16 protein-coding genes are annotated in these 18,490 nt (G+C 65.1%); 12 read left to right on the forward strand and 4 right to left on the reverse strand.

The genetic code is table 11. The annotated features are described in order from the left end of the window. Positions 1-49: 49 nt before the first annotated feature. Entirely contained in the window at positions 50-658 is a 609-nt protein-coding gene (locus tag SGRAN_RS04740) for a TetR/AcrR family transcriptional regulator (protein ID WP_067186905.1), read from the reverse strand. A 76-nt stretch (positions 659-734) separates the two neighbouring features. Between SGRAN_RS04740 and SGRAN_RS04745 the strand changes: the two genes are divergently transcribed. Together SGRAN_RS04745 and SGRAN_RS04750 are read left to right on the forward strand one after the other, a co-directional pair. After that, positions 735-1,625 carry a metal-dependent hydrolase gene (locus tag SGRAN_RS04745; protein WP_067107197.1) on the forward strand — a complete coding sequence of 297 codons (891 nt, stop codon included), beginning with the start codon at positions 735-737 and terminating at the stop codon, positions 1,623-1,625. A gap of 99 nt (positions 1,626-1,724) precedes the next feature. Continuing rightward, positions 1,725-2,300 carry a GNAT family N-acetyltransferase gene (locus tag SGRAN_RS04750; protein WP_237233756.1) on the forward strand — a complete coding sequence of 192 codons (576 nt, stop codon included), beginning with the start codon at positions 1,725-1,727 and terminating at the stop codon, positions 2,298-2,300. Positions 2,301-2,540: 240 nt separating this feature from the next. On the opposite strand, the gene SGRAN_RS04755 is transcribed toward SGRAN_RS04750, so the two are convergent. Further along, on the reverse strand, positions 2,541-2,987 hold the full coding sequence (locus SGRAN_RS04755; RefSeq protein WP_067107200.1) for an NfeD family protein: 447 nt from the start codon (positions 2,985-2,987) through the stop codon (positions 2,541-2,543). 1 nt (position 2,988) lies between these two features. Then, positions 2,989-3,900, reverse strand: a complete 912-nt coding sequence (locus SGRAN_RS04760) for an SPFH domain-containing protein (protein ID WP_067181083.1) — start codon at positions 3,898-3,900, stop codon at positions 2,989-2,991. 67 nt (positions 3,901-3,967) lie between these two features. Here SGRAN_RS04760 and SGRAN_RS04765 point away from each other — a divergent pair, with 67 nt between their 5' ends. Together SGRAN_RS04765 and SGRAN_RS04770 are read left to right on the forward strand one after the other, a co-directional pair. After that, on the forward strand, positions 3,968-4,774 hold the full coding sequence (locus tag SGRAN_RS04765) for an HpcH/HpaI aldolase/citrate lyase family protein (RefSeq protein ID WP_067181086.1): 807 nt from the start codon (positions 3,968-3,970) through the stop codon (positions 4,772-4,774). Positions 4,775-5,016: 242 nt separating this feature from the next. Continuing rightward, positions 5,017-6,516 (forward strand): M28 family peptidase, encoded by a 1,500-nt coding sequence (locus SGRAN_RS04770; RefSeq protein WP_237233758.1) that lies wholly within the window; start codon positions 5,017-5,019, stop codon positions 6,514-6,516. A 249-nt stretch (positions 6,517-6,765) separates the two neighbouring features. Here SGRAN_RS04770 and SGRAN_RS04780 read toward each other — a convergent pair whose 3' ends face one another. Next, entirely contained in the window at positions 6,766-8,139 is a 1,374-nt protein-coding gene (locus SGRAN_RS04780) for a class II 3-deoxy-7-phosphoheptulonate synthase (RefSeq protein ID WP_067186907.1), read from the reverse strand. Between the two features lie 251 nt (positions 8,140-8,390). On the opposite strand from SGRAN_RS04780, the gene SGRAN_RS04785 reads away from it, so the two are divergent. From SGRAN_RS04785 to panB, 8 genes are all read left to right on the forward strand, one after another. Then, positions 8,391-9,065, forward strand: coding sequence for a Crp/Fnr family transcriptional regulator (locus SGRAN_RS04785; RefSeq protein WP_067181092.1), 675 nt, complete (start codon positions 8,391-8,393; stop codon positions 9,063-9,065). A 76-nt stretch (positions 9,066-9,141) separates the two neighbouring features. Beyond that, positions 9,142-9,486 (forward strand): arsenate reductase, encoded by a 345-nt coding sequence (locus SGRAN_RS04790; protein ID WP_067181094.1) that lies wholly within the window; start codon positions 9,142-9,144, stop codon positions 9,484-9,486. A 75-nt stretch (positions 9,487-9,561) separates the two neighbouring features. Continuing rightward, complete coding sequence (locus SGRAN_RS04795; RefSeq protein WP_067181096.1) at positions 9,562-10,104, forward strand: RNA polymerase sigma factor; 543 nt, start codon at positions 9,562-9,564, stop codon at positions 10,102-10,104. Next, the gene (locus tag SGRAN_RS04800; RefSeq protein ID WP_067181098.1) at positions 10,104-11,183 is read left to right on the forward strand and encodes a FecR family protein; all 1,080 of its coding nucleotides are present in this window, start codon (positions 10,104-10,106) and stop codon (positions 11,181-11,183) included. The genes SGRAN_RS04795 and SGRAN_RS04800 overlap by 1 nt, the downstream gene beginning before the upstream one ends. A 474-nt stretch (positions 11,184-11,657) precedes the next feature. Further along, positions 11,658-15,110 carry a TonB-dependent receptor domain-containing protein gene (locus tag SGRAN_RS04805; RefSeq protein ID WP_237233761.1) on the forward strand — a complete coding sequence of 1,151 codons (3,453 nt, stop codon included), beginning with the start codon at positions 11,658-11,660 and terminating at the stop codon, positions 15,108-15,110. Between the two features lie 339 nt (positions 15,111-15,449). Continuing rightward, positions 15,450-16,523, forward strand: coding sequence for a glycerophosphodiester phosphodiesterase (locus SGRAN_RS04810; protein ID WP_067181101.1), 1,074 nt, complete (start codon positions 15,450-15,452; stop codon positions 16,521-16,523). Further along, a complete protein-coding gene (locus tag SGRAN_RS04815; RefSeq protein ID WP_067181103.1) occupies positions 16,520-17,455 on the forward strand; it encodes an aldo/keto reductase in 936 nt (311 codons plus the stop codon). The genes SGRAN_RS04810 and SGRAN_RS04815 overlap by 4 nt, the downstream gene beginning before the upstream one ends. 158 nt (positions 17,456-17,613) lie before the next feature. After that, positions 17,614-18,477: a 3-methyl-2-oxobutanoate hydroxymethyltransferase gene (gene panB, locus SGRAN_RS04820; protein WP_067113598.1), complete on the forward strand. Its 864-nt coding sequence runs from the start codon at positions 17,614-17,616 to the stop codon at positions 18,475-18,477. Positions 18,478-18,490: the final 13 nt, after the last annotated feature.

An 18,490-nucleotide genomic window follows, 5' to 3' on the forward strand; every position in this document is an offset into this window, starting at 1 on the left:
GGCGGGGACTTGGCTAGGGATCGTCGCCCCGGCTTGCGCCGGGCGATAGTCAGCAGCCCGGCTTCCCGCCCTGTTCGGCCCAGAAGGTTCCGATCCGCCCGGCGATCAGTTCGGTCGCCAGCGCGCGCGCGGTGTCGCGCGGCAGGCCCAGCGCCTCGGCCATCGGGCCGCCGAGGTGCGCGTCGCCCATCGCCATCAATACCAGCGCGAGTGTGTCCTCGTGCATCAGGCGCTTTTCGTGCGCGTCGGGGGCCATGCCGTCGATCAATCGGTGGATCGCAGCGATGATCGGGTCGAGCGAATCGTCGTTGCCGGTTGCCGCCATCCACGTCGCCAACGCCCCCGCGCCGCCGCTGTCGAAAGCGTCGAAGGCGAGGTCGACGATCTCGCGCACGTTGCGTTCGCCCGGCGGCGAGGCGGTCATCTTGGCGGCGATCGTGTCGCACACCGTTTCGGCCAGATAGGCGGCCAAGGCCTTTTGCAGGCCCGCCGCGCTGCCGAAATGGTGGAGCAGATTGGCGTGGGTGCGGTCGATGCGTCCCGCCACCGCCTTCAGCGTCAACGCCTGCGGCCCCAGTTCGATCAATATCTGACGGGCTGCTTCCAATGCGACCGACCGGCTCTCCTCCGGGCTCAGTCGCTTCTTTGCTATTGACACCACTGTAAGTAATTCCTAGATACTTGCCCCAGAGGCGCCCCCGCGCCTTCACCCCCTATTCGCTGGTGAGGAAGATATGTCCAGCCTTTCGCTCTCCCCCACGCCGCATGATCTGGCGATCACCCCGCGCGACATGCGCTTCGGCCGCGACGACCGGCAGGGGCGCTGGTGGCTGAACGGCGATCCGATCGCTTCGACCTTCCACACCGCGCTGTCGGTGACCTTTCCGAAGGGCGAGGCGATGTTCATCGAGGCAGTGAAGGCCCACCGCGACGGCGTGCCCGACAAGCTGGCGCGCGAGATTCGCGCCTTCACCCAGCAGGAAGTGATCCACAGCCGGGAGCATGTCGTCTTCAACCGCAAGGCGGAGGAGGCGGGCTACGACCTCTCCGAACTCGAGGCCGATGTCGACGCGGTGATGGAACTGATCAAGCAGCGACCGCCGATCGTGAACCTGATGGCGACGATCGCGCTCGAACATTATACCGCGATGCTTGCGGCGATCATGCTCAAGGACCCCGCCATGTATCAGGGCGCCGAGCCCGAGTGGGGCGCGCTGTGGAAATGGCATGCGATCGAGGAGATCGAGCACAAGGGCGTCGCCTACGACACGTGGCTTCACGCGACGAAGGACTGGAGCCGCTGGCGGCGCTGGAAGGCGAAGTCGCTGATGATGCTCGTCGTCACGGCGCGCTTCTGGCCGAAGCGCGTCCGCGGCATGAAGATATTGCTGCGGCAGGACGGGCTGACCGGCTGGCGGGTGACCGCGCGCATCTGGTGGTATCTGCTCGGCAAGCCGGGGGTGCTGCGCAAGAGCTTCCGGCCCTGGCTCGCCTATTTCATGCCGGGCTTCCACCCCTGGAACCATGACGATCGCGCGCTGATCGGTCGCTATGAGGGTGCTTATGCCGACGCGCTGATGCCCGCACATTCGTCGGCGGCGCCTGCGGCGGCTGCGGCCGCCTGAAGCGTCGGGCTTTCGCAAGCAGAGCGTTTCGCGAAGGCGGCCGGACCGGTCTTCTCTCTCCCGGTCGTCCGGCCGCCTTCGCGGAAATCGCGGGCTTGCATGACGGCGATTGCCGTCCGCGGCGCGATGCGGCATTGCGCACCCATGATCAGCGCTCCTCCCGTCATCGAGACCGACCGCCTGCGCCTGCGCGAGCATCGCCTGTCGGACAAGGATGTCCATATCGCGATGTGGGCCGATCCGCGCGTGACGCGCTTCATCGGCGGCGAGCCGCGCGCGCCCGATGTCGCATGGGGCAAGTTCCTGAGCTCTGCCGGGATGTGGCCGGTGCTCGGCTATGGCTATTGGGTGTTCGCCGACAAGGCGACCGACCGGCTGGTCGGGCAGGGCGGCCTGTCCTATTTCTGCCGCGGCATCGCCGAACTGGAAGGGCAGCCGGAAGCGGGCTGGGCGTTCGACGCCGACCACTGGGGCATGGGCCTGGGGACGGAGGCGATGCGCGCGGTTCTTGGCTGGGCTGACGCGACGCTTGACGCGGCCGAAGTGCGCTGCATCATCGATCCCGGCAACGAGGCGTCGGAGCGGGTGGCGGAGAAGCTCGGCTTCCGCCTGATCGGCGACAGCGATGCGCTGGGCCATGTCGTCGCGATCTACAGCCGCCCGCGCGGGGGGTAGCCCCCGCTTTCGTCATTGCGAGCATAGCGAAGCGAGCCAGAGCGGGTTTTGCCTGCTTCATGCTGGCAAGGAACCGCTCCCCGGCGAAAGCCGGATTCCATGCTGGTCGGCGCGACACCATCTGGACCTTGGCTTGCGCCGGGGAACAGGGGTCACGGATGCTGAAACAAATTCAGCATGACGGAAAAAGGACAATGCGGAAACCGGAATTCCTGCAGATCGCAGGCCGTCGACGCGGTTTCAGGCCGGTTCCACCACCAGCACGCCGCCATCGGCGCTGACGACGCGGACCTTGGCACCCTCGGCGGCGTCGGGGCCGTGGACCGGCCATTCGCCGTCGCCGACCTTCGCGCGGCCGCGGCCGTCCTCGATCGCCCGCGTCACGGTCAGTACCTCGCCGACCAGCCGCCCGGCGCGCTGGTTGAGGTGGGGGTCGGCGGAAGCGATCGGGTTGGCCTTCAGCCAGCGCCGCGCGGTGTAGAGCACGATGAACGACAGTACCGCGAAGATGCCGAGCTGCAGCGGCACCGAGATCGGCACGATCCAGGCGACGACCCCGGTGACGATCGCGGCGGCGCCCAGCCAGATGAGAAAAAAGCCCGGCGCGACGATCTCCGCCGCGGCGAGCAGCACGCCGAGCGACAGCCACACCCAATGCGGGTCCATGTGCGACAGCCAGCCCGGCATGTCAGGCGCCCTTGCGTTCGATGGCGTCGCGCGCCAGTTCGCCGATGCCGCCGAGCGTGCCGATCAGCTGCGTCGCCTCGACCGGGAAGAGGATCGTCTTGCTGTTCGGGCTGGTCGCGAACTGGCTGACCGCCTCGACATATTTCTGCGCGACGAAATAGTTGATCGCTTGCGCATTGCCGCTGGCGATCGCGTCCGACACCATCTGCGTCGCCTTCGCCTCTGCCTCCGCCTCGCGCTCGCGCGCCTCGGCGTCGCGGAAGGCGGCTTCGCGGCGCCCTTCGGCCTGCAAGATCTGGCCCTGCTTCTCGCCCTCGGCGCGCAGGATTTCGGAGGCGCGCAGACCCTCGGCCTCGAGGATCGCGGCGCGCTTTTCGCGCTCGGCCTTCATCTGCCGCGCCATCGCGTTCGAGATGTCGGCGGGCGGGCGGATGTCCTTGATCTCGACGCGGGTGATCTTGACCCCCCAGGGCGTCGTCGCGTCGTCGACGACATGCAGCAGCCGCGTGTTGATCTCGTCGCGCTTCGACAGCGTCTCGTCGAGGTCCATCGACCCCATCACGGTGCGCAGGTTGGTCGTCGTCAGGTTCATGATCGAGAGGTAGAGATCGCTGACTTCATAGGCGGCCTTGGCGGCGTCGAGCACCTGAAAGAAGACGACGCCGTCGACCGCGACCATCGCATTGTCCTTGGTGATGATTTCCTGCCCCGGAATGTCGAGTACCTGCTCCATCATGTTCACCTTGCGCCCGACGCGGTCGAAGATCGGCATGATGAAGTTGAGCCCGGGCTGGGCGGTGTGCGTGTAGCGCCCGAAGCGCTCGATCGTATAGGCATAACCCTGCCGCACGGGCGTCAGCGCCCAGACGAGGAACACCAGCGCCAGAATCACCAGTGCGAGTGCGAATTCCATCGGTCGTCCCTCCTGCAAATCCTTTCCCTTATTGCGGCAATGGCGCGGGTACGCCACAGAAAAGCGCATGATCGACTTTGCTCCCTGCTCGCTGCTCTACGTTCCCGCCTCCAACGCGCGCGCGCTCGAAAAGGCGCGCGGGCTTGCCGCCGACATGCTGATCGTCGACCTGGAGGATGCGGTGCCGGCGGACCGCAAGGCGGAAGCGCGCGAGGCGATGCGCGCTGCGGTCGCCGCGGGCTTTCCCGGCAAGCGCGTCGCGGTGCGGATCAACGGCACCGGCAGCGCGCATCAGGCGGCCGATCTCGATGCGCTCGCCGGGCTGGCGCTCGACGCGGTGGTGCTGCCCAAGGTCGATGCACCCTCCGATCTCGCCCCCGCGCGCGGATTCGGCCTGCCGCTGTTCGCGATGATCGAGACGCCCGCCGCCATCTATGCCGCGCGCGACATCGCCGCCGACCCGGCGACGCACGGGCTGATCGCCGGGCTCAACGACCTCGCGCACGAGCTGAAGCTTCCCGACGGGACCGATCGCGGCGCAATGAGCCATGCGATCCAGGCGATCGTGCTCGCCGCGCGGGCGGGCGGTGTGTGGTGCTTCGACGGCGTCTATAACGCCATCGACGATGCGGCGGGCTTTGCGGCTGAGGCGGCCAACGGGCGGCGGCTCGGCTTCGACGGCAAGACGCTGATCCACCCGACGCAGGTCGATCCGTGCAATGCCGCCTTCGCTCCGTCGCCGCGCGAGATCGCCGCCGCCGAGGCGCTCGTCGCAGCCGCGACCGGCGGGGCGCAGCGGCACGAAGGACGGATGATCGAGGACATGCACGTTGCTGCGGCACGGGCGTTGCTGGAGCGGGCGGGGCGCGGATAGGAGATTCGCGCAGAGGCGCAGAGATCGCGGAGGATTCAGGCCGACAGGCTTCTGCGTTCTGCGACCTCGGTTCGAAATCGGCGGTTGAGGGAAATAGCCGCGGCGCAGGAAAGGCTATTCCTCCATACCTCCGCGTCTCCGCTTGAATCCTGTCATGCGACCACCTGTTCCCCCCTCCCGCTTTTCGTCGTTCGACGAACGCGCCTTGCCTGCCCGGGGCGGGCATGCCATGCGGCGCGTCCATGAAAACGCCGAAATTCCGCGCCGCGCTTGCCGCCGTGGCGCTCGTCGCTCTTGCCGTCCCCGCCGCGCAGGCCAGGGACGATGCGCCGGTCACCGAGACCGAACTCGCCGATCATATCCGCACCCTGTCGAGCGACGCCTTCGAAGGGCGCGCGCCGGGGAGCGAAGGCGAAGCGCGCACCATCGCCTATATCGTCGGCGAGTGGGCGAAGGCGGGACTGAACCCGGTGCCGGGAAGCGCCACCCCTTGGCTCCAGCCGGTCCCGCTGGTCGAGACCCAGGCCACGGGAAGCCATGCGCGTTTCAAGGTGCGCGGGCGCGATTTCGCGATCGAGGAGGATGGCGTCATCCTGACCGGCCGCGATGCCGCGGCGTCGCTGTCGGACCTGCCGGCGGTCTTCGTCGGCTATGGCGTCGACGGCGAAGGCCGGGTCAACGCCGACGTGCGCGGCAAGCTGGCGATCATGCTGATGGGCAATGCTCCGTTCGGCGACGACCTGCCGCGCTATCGCGAACGGCGTCAGTTGCTCGCCGATGCGGGCGCCTCGGCGGTGCTGGTTATCGCGACCGACGCGCTGCCCTGGGCACAGCTTCGCGATGCGCTGGGCAGCCGGACGACGCGCCTCGCTGACGCGAAGGCCGGCCCGCCGATCGGCGGCTTCCTGTCGCTCGAGGCGAGCGACGCCCTGTTCGCCAAGGCGGGGGAGGATGGCGCGGCGGCGCGGGCGGCAGCCGGGGCGGCCGACTTTCGCGGGCTGGCGCTGCCGGTCACGGCCGACCTGTCGGCGACGGCGACCGTCCGCAGCGTCGACAGCCATAATATCATCGCGAAGCTGCCGGGCGCAAAACCCGACGGCAAGGCGGTGCTGTTCCTCGGCCATTGGGATCATCTCGGCATCTGCGCGCCCGAAGGGGCGGCCGACCGCATCTGCAACGGTGCGGTCGACAATGCGAGCGGCATCGCGGTGCTGATCGCGGTCGCCCGGCGGCTTGCCAAGGGACCGCGCCCCGACCGCGACATCTATTTCATGGCGACGACGGCGGAGGAGAAGGGGCTGCTCGGCGCGCGCTGGTTCGCCGATCATCCGGTGCTGCCGCTGACCGACATCACCGTCGCGCTCAACATCGACACCATCGCCATCTCGCCGCGCGGCACGCCCGTCGCGACGATCGGTCGCGGGCGCCCCGCCCACGACGCGCTGGTGCGCGAGGTCGCGTCCGCGCTCGGCCGCACGATCGACGACGATGGAGAGGCTGACCCCTTCATCCAGCGGCAGGACGGCTGGGCGCTCGGCGCCAAGGGCGTGCCGTCGCTGATGGTGGGGGGCAGCTTTTCGGACATGGGGCTGCTGGAGGCGTTTCTGGAAAGCGACTACCACGGACCCGGCGACGAATTTTCGGACAAGGTGCCGCTGGGCGGCGCGGCCGAGGACGCCGACCTGCACGTCGCGCTAGGGCGGGCCTTTGCCGATACGAAGCGGTGGCCTGGGACGAATTAGAGCATCGAGCCCTGATCTGAGATGATGCTGGCTGAACGCACGCCGCTCTCGTCATTGCGAGCGGCGAAGCCGCGCGGCAATCCAGAGTAGACGTAGACCGCCCTGGATTGCTTCGCTCCGCTCGCAATGACGCACAGGACAATCGAAAGCCATCGCGCTCCAGCCATCGCCCGGCGAAAGCCGCGGCCGCTAGCGGACGGGCGCAGGATCGTGAGCGGCCGCGGCTTTCGCCGGGGCGACATTTATCTATCAGGCCGCCTGTTTCGCCCGGTCGGCCATTTCCTGGTTGAGCATCTCGGCCAGCAGGAACGCCAGTTCCAGCGATTGCCCGGCGTTGAGGCGCGGGTCGCAGTGGGTGTGATAGCGGTCGGCGAGGTCCATCTGGGTCACGTCCATCGCGCCGCCGGTGCATTCGGTGACGTTCTGGCCGGTCATCTCGATATGGATGCCGCTGCCGTGCGTTCCCTCGGCGCGGTGGACGGCGAAGAAGCCGCGCACCTCGGCCAGGATGCGTTCGAACGGGCGTGTCTTGTAGCCGGTCGAGGTCTTGATGACATTGCCGTGCATCGGGTCGCACGACCAGACGACGGGATGACCCGATTCCTTCACCGCGCGCACCAGCTTCGGCAGATGCGCCTCGATCTTGTCGTGACCATAGCGGGTGATCAGCGTCATTCGCCCCGGCACATGGTTCGGGTTGAGCGTGTCGAGCAGCCGCAGCAGCGCGTCGGGCTCCAGCGTCGGGCCGCATTTCATGCCGACCGGATTGCCGATGCCGCGCAGATATTCGATATGCGCCGATCCCTCGAAGCGAGTGCGGTCGCCAACCCACAGCATGTGCGCTGACGTGTCGTACCAGCCGCCGGTCAGGCTGTCCTGCCGGGTGAGCGCCTGCTCATAGGGAAGCAGCAGCGCCTCGTGGCTGGTGTAGAAGCTGGTCCCCTTGATCTGCGGGACCGTCTCCGGCGTCACGCCGCACGCTTCCATGAAAGCGAGCGCCTCGGAAATGCGCGCGGCGGTTTCCTGATATTTCTTGGCCCACGGGCTGCGGTCCATGAAATCGTGCGTCCAGGCGTTGACCTGATGCAGGTTCGCATAGCCGCCGTGCGCGAAGGCGCGCAGCAGGTTGAGCGTCGCCGCCGCCTGGCTGTAGGCGCGGACCATGCGCCGCGGGTCGGGCTCGCGCCCCACCGCCTCGAACGCGATGTCATTGATGATGTCGCCGCGATAGCTCGGCAGCTCGACACCGTTCACCTCTTCCATGTCGGCGGAGCGCGGCTTGGCGAACTGGCCCGCCATGCGACCGACTTTCACCACCGGCACCTTCGATGCGAAGGTCAGCACGACTGCCATCTGGAGCAGGACGCGGAAGGTGTCGCGGATGTTGTTCGGATGGAATTCGGCGAAGCTTTCGGCGCAATCGCCGCCCTGCAACAGGAACGCCTTGCCCTCGACCGCCCGTGCGAGTTCGTCCGTCAGCGCCCGCGCCTCGCCCGCGAAGACCAGCGGCGGATAGCTCGCGAGCTCACGCTCGGCCGCGTTTAGTGCGGCCTCGTCGGCGTAGGTCGGAAGCTGGCGGGCCTCGTGCGAGCGCCAGCTATGCGGTTGCCATGGTTGCGTCATCTTTTGCGTCTTCTGCTTCCAAAATCGAATCTCGCGCGCCGCCTTGGCTCGGATGGGCCAGGGAAGCAAGGACAGGAAATTAGCATCATCGGCCCATTTATGCACCCGCGCTTTTCTTGCGCTGCGGAAACTGGTAATTTGCTGCGGTTTCGGCAGGCGTGATCGGGGGCGCGCCGCCGCGCGCCGTTCGGAAATTGGTAACCGTTTCATACCTAAGGGTCTCGACGGGACCACAACGCGAAACGAAGGCTATGGCACACTTCGATTCCGCCTGGTTCGGCTATGCCGCCCTGTTGTTGCTGCTCGCGACAGGCTTTGCCGTCCGCATCGATCACGTGCGGATCGGAATCGCGCTGGCGGCGCTGCTCGCCCTGCCCATGGCGCTGTTCGGGCGCGGCCCCGCCGGCGTGGTCCTGCTCCTCGCGCTGCTCGCGCTCATCAACCTGGGTCTCGGCCTTCGCGGCTGGATCCGCGACACGCGAATCGCTTTCTCGCCCGAGGAGCAGCAGTTGCGCCAGTTGCATTTCGGCGGCCTCGGTCCCGTCGAGGCGCGGCGCCTGATCGACCAGGGGCACTGGATTTCGGCGCGCCGCGGCGAGGTGCTGATCCGCGAGAACGAGGCCGTCCCCAGCCTCTTCTATCTGGCGGAGGGAGAGGCGGCGATTCAGCGCGACGGTGCCGATGTCGGCCTGCTGTCCGACGGTGCGCTGATCGGCGAGGCGACGGTGCTCGACGGGGCGAATGCGACGGGGACGGTAACGCTGGCCACCCGGGCCCGGCTGTGGTTCGTGCCCGCCGAAGCGCTGCGATCCTATCTGGCGGCGAACCCCGGGATCGCGGCGGCGCTGCACGAGGGTTTCGCACGCGCCCTGCGCGGCAAATTGGCGAGCGCGAACACTCGCCTTGCCGACCGGACCCCGCTATGATCCTGAACTGCGCGTTCGTTGCAACGCCGCAGGCCAACTAACGCGCTGTTCCGATTTGAAATTTGAAGGTGTGAAAATGCCCGTTACCCTATTCGGGATTCCCAACTGCGATACCGTCAAGAAGGCTCGCGCCTGGCTTGCGGATCGCGGCGTCGATTATGCGTTTCACGATTACAAGAAAAGCGGCGTCGACGCCGACCAGCTGGCGGACTGGACCCGCCGATTCGGTTGGGAAAAGCTGCTCAACCGGTCCGGCACCACATTCCGGAAATTGCCCGACGAGGTGAAAGCCGACCTGGACGCCGCGAAGGCGATAGCGATCATGATCGCGAATCCCTCGGCCATCAAACGCCCGGTCGTGGTCCATGATGGCGGGGTATTGCTGGGCTTTGACGCGGCCGAATGGGAGCAGGCGCTGTAGCGGACCCCGTCCACCCACAACCCGTCTTGCGGCCATGGAAATTGTGAATCATCCTCGCGCGCGAGGGTGAGGGACATGGTCAGACGACAGCGCCGATACGAATATAGCGAGGAAGACAGGGCGGCGCTCGACCGGCTCGACCGCGATTTCCGCCGCTCGCTGCTCAGCTGGTTCGGCCGCCGCACGCGTGACCGCGCTGACCTCGAGGACATGGTGCAGGAGGTGTTCGAGCGCCTCGTCAAACGCGGCGGCGCCTCCGAACTCGAACGCCAGAATCTCAGCGCCTATGTGTTCGAGACCGCCAGCAGCGTCCTGACCGACCATTTGCGCAAGAAAGTGACGCGCCATTCGGACGCTCACGAACCATTCGATCAAAATCAGCATGGGGGTGCGGATTTTTCGCCCGAGCACGTTCTGATGGATCGACAACAGCTTGCGCGGGCAACCGCCGTGCTGCTCGAACTGCCGGAACGGACCCGGGTGATATTTGTGCTGAGACGGCTCGAAGGCATGCGCCTGAACGACATAGCGAAGCGGCTCGGAATATCCGTGAGCGCGGTGGAGAAGCATATGCAGCGCGCCATCACCCACATCATGCGAAGGATCGACTTCGAGTGATGACAATCCCCTCTCCCTCGACCCTGCGCGGGCTGGCGCCCGACGAGGCCGCCGCCGCGTGGCTCGTCCGCATCGACGCGGGACCGCTCGGCCCAGGGGATCAGGACGAGTTCAACGCCTGGCGTGCGGAATCGGCCGCGAACGCCGCCGCTTTCGCCAAGGCTGAAGCGGCATGGAAGCTGTTCGACGGCGCCCCGGGCGACCCTGCGCTGGACGCCCTGCGCGCCTCGGCGCTCGCGGCCGGGAAGGAACCGCGGCGCGGCCTGTGGGCGGGGATCGGCGTCGGCATTGCGGCCTCGCTGCTCGCGGCGGTCGCGCTGGGCACCGATTATCTGCCGTTCGGCCAGAAGGCCGACGCGCCGCAGCTCGCGGCCCGATCCGCCCCGGCGGCCGACGCCACCCCCAAGGCACCCGACAGCGGCGAGTTCGCCACGGCCAGGGGCGAGCGCCGCACCGTCCGCCTTGCCGACGGCAGCGCGATCACCCTCAACACCGACAGCGCGATCCGCGTCGGCTACGTCGCCGACCGCCGCCTTGTCCGCCTGCTGCGCGGGCAGGCGCTGTTCGAGGTCGCCAAGGACCCGCACCGTCCCTTCGTCGTTCAGGCGGGCGCGAAGCAGGTCACCGCGCTCGGCACCATCTTCGAGGTCCGCCTGCTCGACTCCGACCGCATGAAGGTCACGCTGGTCGAGGGCAAGGTCGTCGTCGATGAGGGCGAGGACCGGCCAGCCGACGATGCGTCCGTCATGGTCCCCGCCGTTCTCGGCCCCGGCGAGGCGTTGCTCGTGTCCGACGGCGCACGGCCCGTGAAGTTCAAGGCCGACATCGACCAGCAGCTTCGCTGGCGCGAAGGCTTCGTCGAGTTCAACGACGTGACGCTGGCCGAGGCGATTGCCGAGATGAACCGCTATTCGGGCAAGCAACTCGTCATCGACGATCCCGCAACCGGCAATCTGCGCGTCAGCGGCGTGTTCCGTACCGGCAGCCCCGAACGCTTCGCCGCCATCGTCGGCGAGCTTCTGCCTGTCCGCCAGCGCCCGCTGCCCGACGGTGGGGTCGAATTGCGCGCCGGGCGTTGATCTCTCGCCCGCAACCGGTCTCTCTTCTTCCGTCATGCTGAACTTGTTTCGGCATCCAAGGCCAGGCCTCTCCTTCAAGGCCGCGTTTCATTCGAGGGCAGGCGATGGCCCCCCGGATCGGGTCCGGGGCAGGCTCTGAAACGAGTTGGCGATTATCCCTTTTCGACAAGTCACTGTTCCCCGGCGAAAGCCGGGGTCCAGATGGCACGGCGCTGCCAAGCATGGACCCCGGCTTTCGCCGGGGAACAGTGACTTGCCTCAAGGGTAGATATCCCAAACAAGTTCAGGGTGACGACGGAGGGAGAATGCGAAGCGGAGGGACTGAGAGAAGGAGCGTCATGACGCTACGGTAAGGCGGCACTGCGGGCCGTGCGAAAATTTTCTGCAAATTTCCGATGCGGATTTTTCGCCCGCTCACGTTCTGATGTCCGACGCCGTCAACCGGCGCGGAGCATCACAGAGGGAGGGGCAAGCATGACATTCGCTACACGCACCGCATTTTCGTTCAAGGCGGCCATGTATCTAGGGGTCGCCGCGCTGGCGGTGAGCGCGGCCGGCGCGATGCAGGCGCAGGCGGCGGAAGCGAAGCAACTCGACATTCCGGCGCAGGCGCTCGCGAACACGCTGACGCAGATCGGCCGCCAGACCGGCAGCGAGGTCGTATTCCAGGCAGGCGACGTGCGGGGACGACAGGCGCCGGCGGTGCGCGGCGCGCTGACCGCGGGTCAGGCGCTGGACGCGGCCTTGCGGGGAAGCGGCCTGCGCGCCCGCCACACTCCGCAAGGGGCCTATGTCGTCGAACGCGCCGCAACCCCGCCGCCGGCCGCGCGCAACGAGATCGACGACGGGTCGGAGATCGTCGTCACGGCGCAGCGGAAGGAAGAGAAGATCATCGATGTGCCGATCGCGATGACGGCGCTGTCGTCGAACCGGCTGGACGATCTGAAGATCGAAGGCGGGGCGGAGTTGCTGCGCGCCGTCCCGAACGTCAGTTTCACCAAGACCAATTTCAGCATGTATAATTTCTCGATCCGCGGGATCGGGACGCAATCCATTTCCGCAACGAGCGATCCCGCCGTGGCCGTGAGTTTCAACTCCACGCCGCTTGTTCGCAACCGGCTGTTCGAAGCCGAGTTTTTCGATATGAACCGCGTGGAGGTGCTGCGCGGTCCGCAGGGTACGCTTTATGGCCGCAACGCGACCGCCGGCGTGGTGAATATGATCCCCGCACTGCCCGAATCCGAATTCGGGGGCGAGGTAAAGGGCGAGACCGGCAGTTATAAGACCAGACGCCTGAGCGGTATGCTCAACGTACCACTCTCCGATACATTGGGTGTTCGCGTCGCGGGGATGATGACCAAGCGCGACGGTTTCGATTACAACAGCTTTTTCAATACGCGCATCAATGGGCGTGACCTGTGGTCGACCCGCGCCACTTTGGCGTGGGAACCGAGTGATCGCTTCAAGGCCAATGTCATTTGGCAGCATTTCGAGGAGGATGACAATCGGTCGCGGTCGGCCAAGCAATTGTGCACGACCGATCCGGGCACGGCAAAAATTGGTGATGTTGAGATTACGGACCAGCTTCTACGGGGTCGTATTAGCCAAGGCTGCCTTCCCGGATCCCTTTATGACGATGCGGCCTTTGGAAAGCCCAATAGCGCTGCGCTCGTTTATCTTTATCACCCTGCCACCTCAATGAGGGTTGGAAATCGGCTGGAAGGCCGCACGCAGATTCAAATACCCGCGATCATCCCTGATCCGATGGGCGGAGGTATGCAATCCAGAAATTTGCGGGAAATTGAATCCAATTGGGATCCAATATTTCGTGCAAAAAATGATGTCGTCCAGTTCAACTGGGAATATAAGCCATCCGAAACCCTGCAATTCATTTCACAAACGGCTTATTCCCGTGATCGATTCTATTCATCACAGGACTATAACCGGTTTGTCACGGAGCCCATGTTTGCGGATAGCTCGGATCAGCCTATTTACGTGGGTACCAAATTGATTGACTCGGAAAAGTATCCGGGGCCGACACCGGGCGGTATTTATTGCGATTACCAACTCGGTTGTTCGGATCGCATGGTCTCGGCGGATTTGAACCGATCCAGAAATCGGCAATGGTCCCAGGAATTCCGCCTGCAATCCAGTTTCGATGGGCCGTTGAATTTTCTGGTCGGCGCCAATTATCTCGATTTTAAATCGCAAGATGATTATTATGTCTTCAACAATATGTTCACCTATATCGCTCAGTGGTACTATAGTAGAGCTCCAACTATACCTGCCGCGCCCGGTTATGCTGGGGATGGATGGGTATTGCGGCCTTGCGAGCTGGGCAATGAGGATAGGGAATGCCCCTATGTCGATACCAACCCAATCGATAGCTTGAACGATCAGGGTCATAATTATTTTCTGAGCAAAAATGGTGTTCATATCAAGTCAAGGGCACTGTTCGGTGAATTATATTGGAACATAAATGAAAATCTGAAATTAACCGTTGGCGCCCGTTATACAAAGGATAAGAAAAAAGCAGATCAAATTCCCAGTCAGCTATTATTGGGTGGAGGAAGGAATAATCCAAGTACCGTAGCTAACGGTGGCCCTGATGATCCATATGGTTCCCAGTTTATTGGAGATATCACCGGTGGTCGTGTCAACAGCGGCTATCCCGCTCAGGATGATATAAACCTGTCCTGGGGGAAATTCACTGGGCGTGTGGTGCTCGATTGGAAGCCGGATATCGGCTTCACCGATGACAGCCTCATCTATGCCTCGATATCCCGTGGCTATAAGGGCGGCGGCGTCAATCCGCCCAGAATCGATTTCAACACCAATGTGGTTCAGTTTCAATTCCTGCCGCAAACATTCCGTCCGGAATATGTCAATGCCTTGGAAATCGGCATGAAGCATAGCTTCAATGGTGGGCGCTTCACGCTGAACGCCACAGGATTCTTTTACGATTATAAGGATTTCCAGGTTTCCCAGATCGTTGACCGCATTGCCTATAATGAAAATTTCAATGCGACGAGTTGGGGATTGGAGCTGGAGGCGGCGTGGCGCCCGTCGCGCGCTTTTCGGGTCGATGGCAATCTGGGCTATCTGCGGACACGATTGGGCAAAGGCGCGCAATCGATTGACGTGATGGACCGGACGCAGGGGGACCCCGATTGGGTGGTTTTGCGGCCCTGGTTGCAAGTTCCCTCCAACTGCATTGTTCCGCGTGCCTATGTTGAACAGATTTTGAAGAAGAATGCCGAGGGACTGATTCCGAAGGGGGGGCCGGAGAGTGCGCTGATCTTGTCCAGCCTATGCCCGGGTGGAGACCGTTATGGCAGTTGGAATCCGGCCAGGCCAACCAGAGTTACCGGCCTCAATTACTGGAATCCCGCTCGAGGGAACGTGCTTGTAAATCCGGCCTATGGTATCACCTATGACCCTCTGGCGCCTTATAATCCCGATACCGTGGGTGCGCTTGTACCCTATGATCCCGCTAATCCGGAAGCCTGGATCGGTGGGGCGAGCGGTGCTCCCAATGGCGGTCGCGGATTTTATGCGGACCTCGAGGGGAATGAGCTGCCTAACGCGCCGCGCCTGACCGCAAATATCGGTTCGCAATATACGTTCTTCCTCGAAGAGGGCGATTGGGAACTGACCTTCCGGGGCGACTATTATTTCCAGTCGAAAAGCTTTGGTCGTGTTTACAACACGGAGTTCGACAGGCTGCGGGCGTGGGATAATATGAACGTCGCCGTCATGCTGACCCGGCCGGAATCGGGCCTTTCGTTTCAACTCTATGTCAAGAACCTGTTCAAGAAAATGCCGATCACGGGGTTCTTCGTGAACAGCGACGACAACGGCCTGACGACCAACGTGTTCACGCCGGACCCGCGCATCATCGGGTTCAATGCGTCGCTGAAGTTCTAAATCTTCTCCGTCCATTCCACTGGAGAAACCTCGGGTCGATGTCGTGCTCACTCCCAGGCCGGCGTCGACCCGGCCTTTTTACACTCTGATGACTTTAGATTGACCCAGTGCCATCATGCTCGGGACGCGGCGCTCAACGAAAGCGCAGGCCATGGATGTTGAACCAGGTTCAGCATGACGAAGAGAGGGATGGGCGCGGCGAAGCCCGCGCCCGCACGTGAAACTTTTTCCTCCGGACCCCGAAAACCGCTGGCCAAGGCGACGGCGTTCGGCCTATTTTCCACGCGTGGACAGGCTCCCGCTGCTCGCCGCCGATGACCGGCAGGCCCGCCTTGCGGCATGAGGCGCTGGTACGCCGCCGTGCTGGCGCTGTTGCTGCCCGGCTGCGCCGCTGAGCCGATGGCGGCGGTGCCCACCCTCGACGGCCAATCGCCGATCGTTATCGCGCATCGCGGTGCATCGGGTGAGCGGCCCGAGCATACGCTGGCGAGCTATGAGCTGGCGATCGAGCAGGGCGCCGATTTCATCGAGCCCGATCTGGTGCTGACGAAGGACGGCGTGCTCGTCGCGCGGCACGAGAATGAGATTTCGGAGACCACCGACGTCGCCGACCGTCCCGAGTTCGCGGATCGAAAGGCGTCCAGGCGGATCGACGGCAAGGACGTCACGGGCTGGTTCACCGAGGATTTCACTCTCGCCGAACTCAAGACGCTGCGCGCGAAGGAGCGCATTCCGCGGCTGCGCGGCACTGCCAACGACGGCAAGTTCGAGGTTCCGACCTTCGAGGAGATTCTCGACCTTCTCGCGCGCGTGAACATGGAGCGCGAGCATCCGGTCGGCGTCTATCCCGAGACCAAGCATCCGGGCTATTTCGCCGCGATCGGTCTGCCGCACGAGGCGCCCTTGCTCGCGCTGCTCGAAAAACACGGTTATCGCGGCCGGAAGGCGCCGGTGTTCATCCAGAGCTTCGAGGTCGCCAACCTCAAGGCGATCCGCGCGAAGAGCGACCTGCCGCTGATCCAGCTGATGGACGATGAGGGCGGGCCCGCCGACGACCCGCGGACGAGCTATGCCGCGATGGCGTCGCCCGCGGGGCTGAAGGCGGTCGCCGCCTATGCCGACGGCATCGGGCCGAACAAGGCGATGGTCATCCCGCGCGGCATGCTGGGCACGCTGGGCGATCCGACGTCGCTTGTCCGCGATGCCCATGCGGCGGGGCTGAAGGTGCATCCGTGGACCTTCCGCCGCGAGAATTATTTCCTGCCGCTCGCCGACAAGGGCGGACTCAATCCCGCCGGGCACGGCGATCTGGCGGCGGAGATCGCCGCCTATCTCGCGACGGGGATCGACGGGCTGTTCAGCGACAACCCGCGTGAGGCGGTGCCCGCGGTGAAGGAAGGAGCGTCACGATGACCGAACGCGCACTGGGCAAAAGCGGCCTGTCGATCCGACCGTTCGTGCTCGGCGGCAATGTTTTCGGCTGGACCGCCGACCGGGCGGCGAGCTTCGCGATTCTCGACCGCTTTGCGGCGCGCGGCGGCGGCATGATCGACACCGCCGACGTCTATTCGGCGTGGGTGCCGGGGCATCGGGGCGGCGAATCCGAGGCGATGATCGGCGCATGGCTCCGCGAAAGCGGCGCGCGCGACCGGGTGCTGATCGCCACCAAGGTCGGGATGGGGGAGGGCGGCCTGCGGCCCGACGCCGTTCGCGCGGCGGCGCAGGGCTCGCGCGACCGGCTGGGGGTCGACGCGATCGATCTCTATTTCGCGCACCAGGACGATCCCGACGTGCCGCTTGACGAGGTGCTGGGCGCGTTCGGCGAATTGCGCGACGCGGGGATCGTGCGCGCGATCGGCGCGTCCAACTATTCGGCCGAACGGCTCGGCGAGGCGCTGCGCGTCGCCGATGCGAAGGGGCTGCCGCGCTTCACCGCGATGCAGCCCGAGCTCAATCTGCTCGACCGCGCGCAATATGAAGGCGCGCTCCAGCGGCTCTGCATCGCAGAGGGGCTCGGCGTCATTCCCTATTACAGCCTCGCCGCCGGCTATCTGTCGGGGAAATATCGCAGCGCCGACGATCTTGGCCAGAGCCCGCGCGGCTACAAGGCAAAGGCCTATATGGCGGACAAGGGGCCCGCGGTGCTCGCCGCCATGGATCGCATCGCCACCGAAACGGGCGCCAGCCTGGCGCAGATCGCGCTCGCCTGGGTGGCGGCGCAGCCGGGCGTCACCGCACCGATCGCCAGCGCGACCACGGTCGCGCAGCTCGACGACATCATGGACAGCATGGCGCTGCGGCTGACCGGCGAACAGCTGACCGCGCTGACCGAAGCGGGGGCCTGAGGAGCGACAACGAACGGGGGACGGCGTGCGACTGTCTGTCTCCCCGCCCCTCCCGCTTGCGTGAGGGGGAGAAAACAATGCCGCCTGTTCGGCTGCGCCGGCGCCCCGACGAAACTCTGTCTTTCGCAGCGCAACATAAACCGCTAGGCTCCCGTCCCATGTCCACGCTCCCCAAGACGCTCACCCTCGACACCTCGACCAGCCGCGCCAACCCGACGCCGCAGCCGATGAAGCGCCTGACGGTGCCGCGCATCCGCCAGCGCAAGGGGGGCGAGCCGATCGTCATGCTCACCGCCTATACGGTGCGCCAGGCGCAGCTTCTCGATCCGCATTGCGACATGCTGCTTGTCGGCGATTCGCTCGCGCAGGTGATCTATGGCCTGCCGCACACCGTCGCGGTGACGATGGAGATGATGGCGCTGCACGGCGCCGCGGTGGTGCGCGGCAGCTATCATGCCGCGGTGATCGTCGACATGCCATTCGGCAGCTATGAGGCGGGCCCCGAGCAGGCGTTCGCCAACGCCTCGCGCCTGCTCAAGGAAACCGGCGCCGCCGCGGTGAAGGTCGAGGGAGGCAAGGTGCTCGCCCCGACGATCGAATTCCTGACCCAGCGCGGCATTCCGGTGATGGGGCATGTCGGCCTGACGCCGCAGGCGGTCAACATCCTCGGCGGCTATGGCGTGCGCGGCAAGAGCGACGAGGAAGCACGCTCGATCGTCGAGGACGCGGTCGCGGTGGCGAAGGCCGGCGCCTTCTCGATCGTCATCGAGGGTGTGCTCGAATCGATCGCAATCGAGATCACGAACAAGGTCGCCTGCCCGACGATCGGTATCGGCGCTTCGGCGCAGTGCGACGGTCAGGTGCTCGTCACCGACGACATGCTCGGCATGTTCGAGCGCGTGCCGCGCTTCGTGAAGCGCTACAGCGACATGGCGAGCGTCATCGACGGCGCGGTCCGGGACTATGCCGAGCAAGTCAGGTCCCGTTCATTCCCGACATCCGAACAGATCTACGCCGGTTGAGGCCGGACGAATG

Source organism: Sphingopyxis granuli, assembly GCF_001559015.1.
Lineage (GTDB): Bacteria > Pseudomonadota > Alphaproteobacteria > Sphingomonadales > Sphingomonadaceae > Sphingopyxis > Sphingopyxis granuli.

Bases quoted from the DNA above. Each gene is read 5' to 3' on its own strand.
- SGRAN_RS04745 (WP_067107197.1), top strand. From the start codon at position 735: ATGTCCAGCCTTTCGCTCTCCCCCACGCCGCATGATCTGGCGATCACC.
- SGRAN_RS04750 (WP_237233756.1), top strand. From the start codon at position 1,725: ATGACGGCGATTGCCGTCCGCGGCGCGATGCGGCATTGCGCACCCATG.
- SGRAN_RS04755 (WP_067107200.1), bottom strand. From the start codon at position 2,987: ATGCCGGGCTGGCTGTCGCACATGGACCCGCATTGGGTGTGGCTGTCG.
- SGRAN_RS04760 (WP_067181083.1), bottom strand. From the start codon at position 3,900: ATGGAATTCGCACTCGCACTGGTGATTCTGGCGCTGGTGTTCCTCGTC.
- SGRAN_RS04765 (WP_067181086.1), top strand. From the start codon at position 3,968: ATGATCGACTTTGCTCCCTGCTCGCTGCTCTACGTTCCCGCCTCCAAC.
- SGRAN_RS04770 (WP_237233758.1), top strand. From the start codon at position 5,017: ATGAAAACGCCGAAATTCCGCGCCGCGCTTGCCGCCGTGGCGCTCGTC.
- SGRAN_RS04780 (WP_067186907.1), bottom strand. From the start codon at position 8,139: ATGACGCAACCATGGCAACCGCATAGCTGGCGCTCGCACGAGGCCCGC.
- SGRAN_RS04785 (WP_067181092.1), top strand. From the start codon at position 8,391: ATGGCACACTTCGATTCCGCCTGGTTCGGCTATGCCGCCCTGTTGTTG.
- SGRAN_RS04790 (WP_067181094.1), top strand. From the start codon at position 9,142: ATGCCCGTTACCCTATTCGGGATTCCCAACTGCGATACCGTCAAGAAG.
- SGRAN_RS04795 (WP_067181096.1), top strand. From the start codon at position 9,562: ATGGTCAGACGACAGCGCCGATACGAATATAGCGAGGAAGACAGGGCG.
- SGRAN_RS04800 (WP_067181098.1), top strand. From the start codon at position 10,104: ATGACAATCCCCTCTCCCTCGACCCTGCGCGGGCTGGCGCCCGACGAG.
- SGRAN_RS04805 (WP_237233761.1), top strand. From the start codon at position 11,658: ATGACATTCGCTACACGCACCGCATTTTCGTTCAAGGCGGCCATGTAT.
- SGRAN_RS04810 (WP_067181101.1), top strand. From the start codon at position 15,450: ATGAGGCGCTGGTACGCCGCCGTGCTGGCGCTGTTGCTGCCCGGCTGC.
- SGRAN_RS04815 (WP_067181103.1), top strand. From the start codon at position 16,520: ATGACCGAACGCGCACTGGGCAAAAGCGGCCTGTCGATCCGACCGTTC.
- panB (WP_067113598.1), top strand. From the start codon at position 17,614: ATGTCCACGCTCCCCAAGACGCTCACCCTCGACACCTCGACCAGCCGC.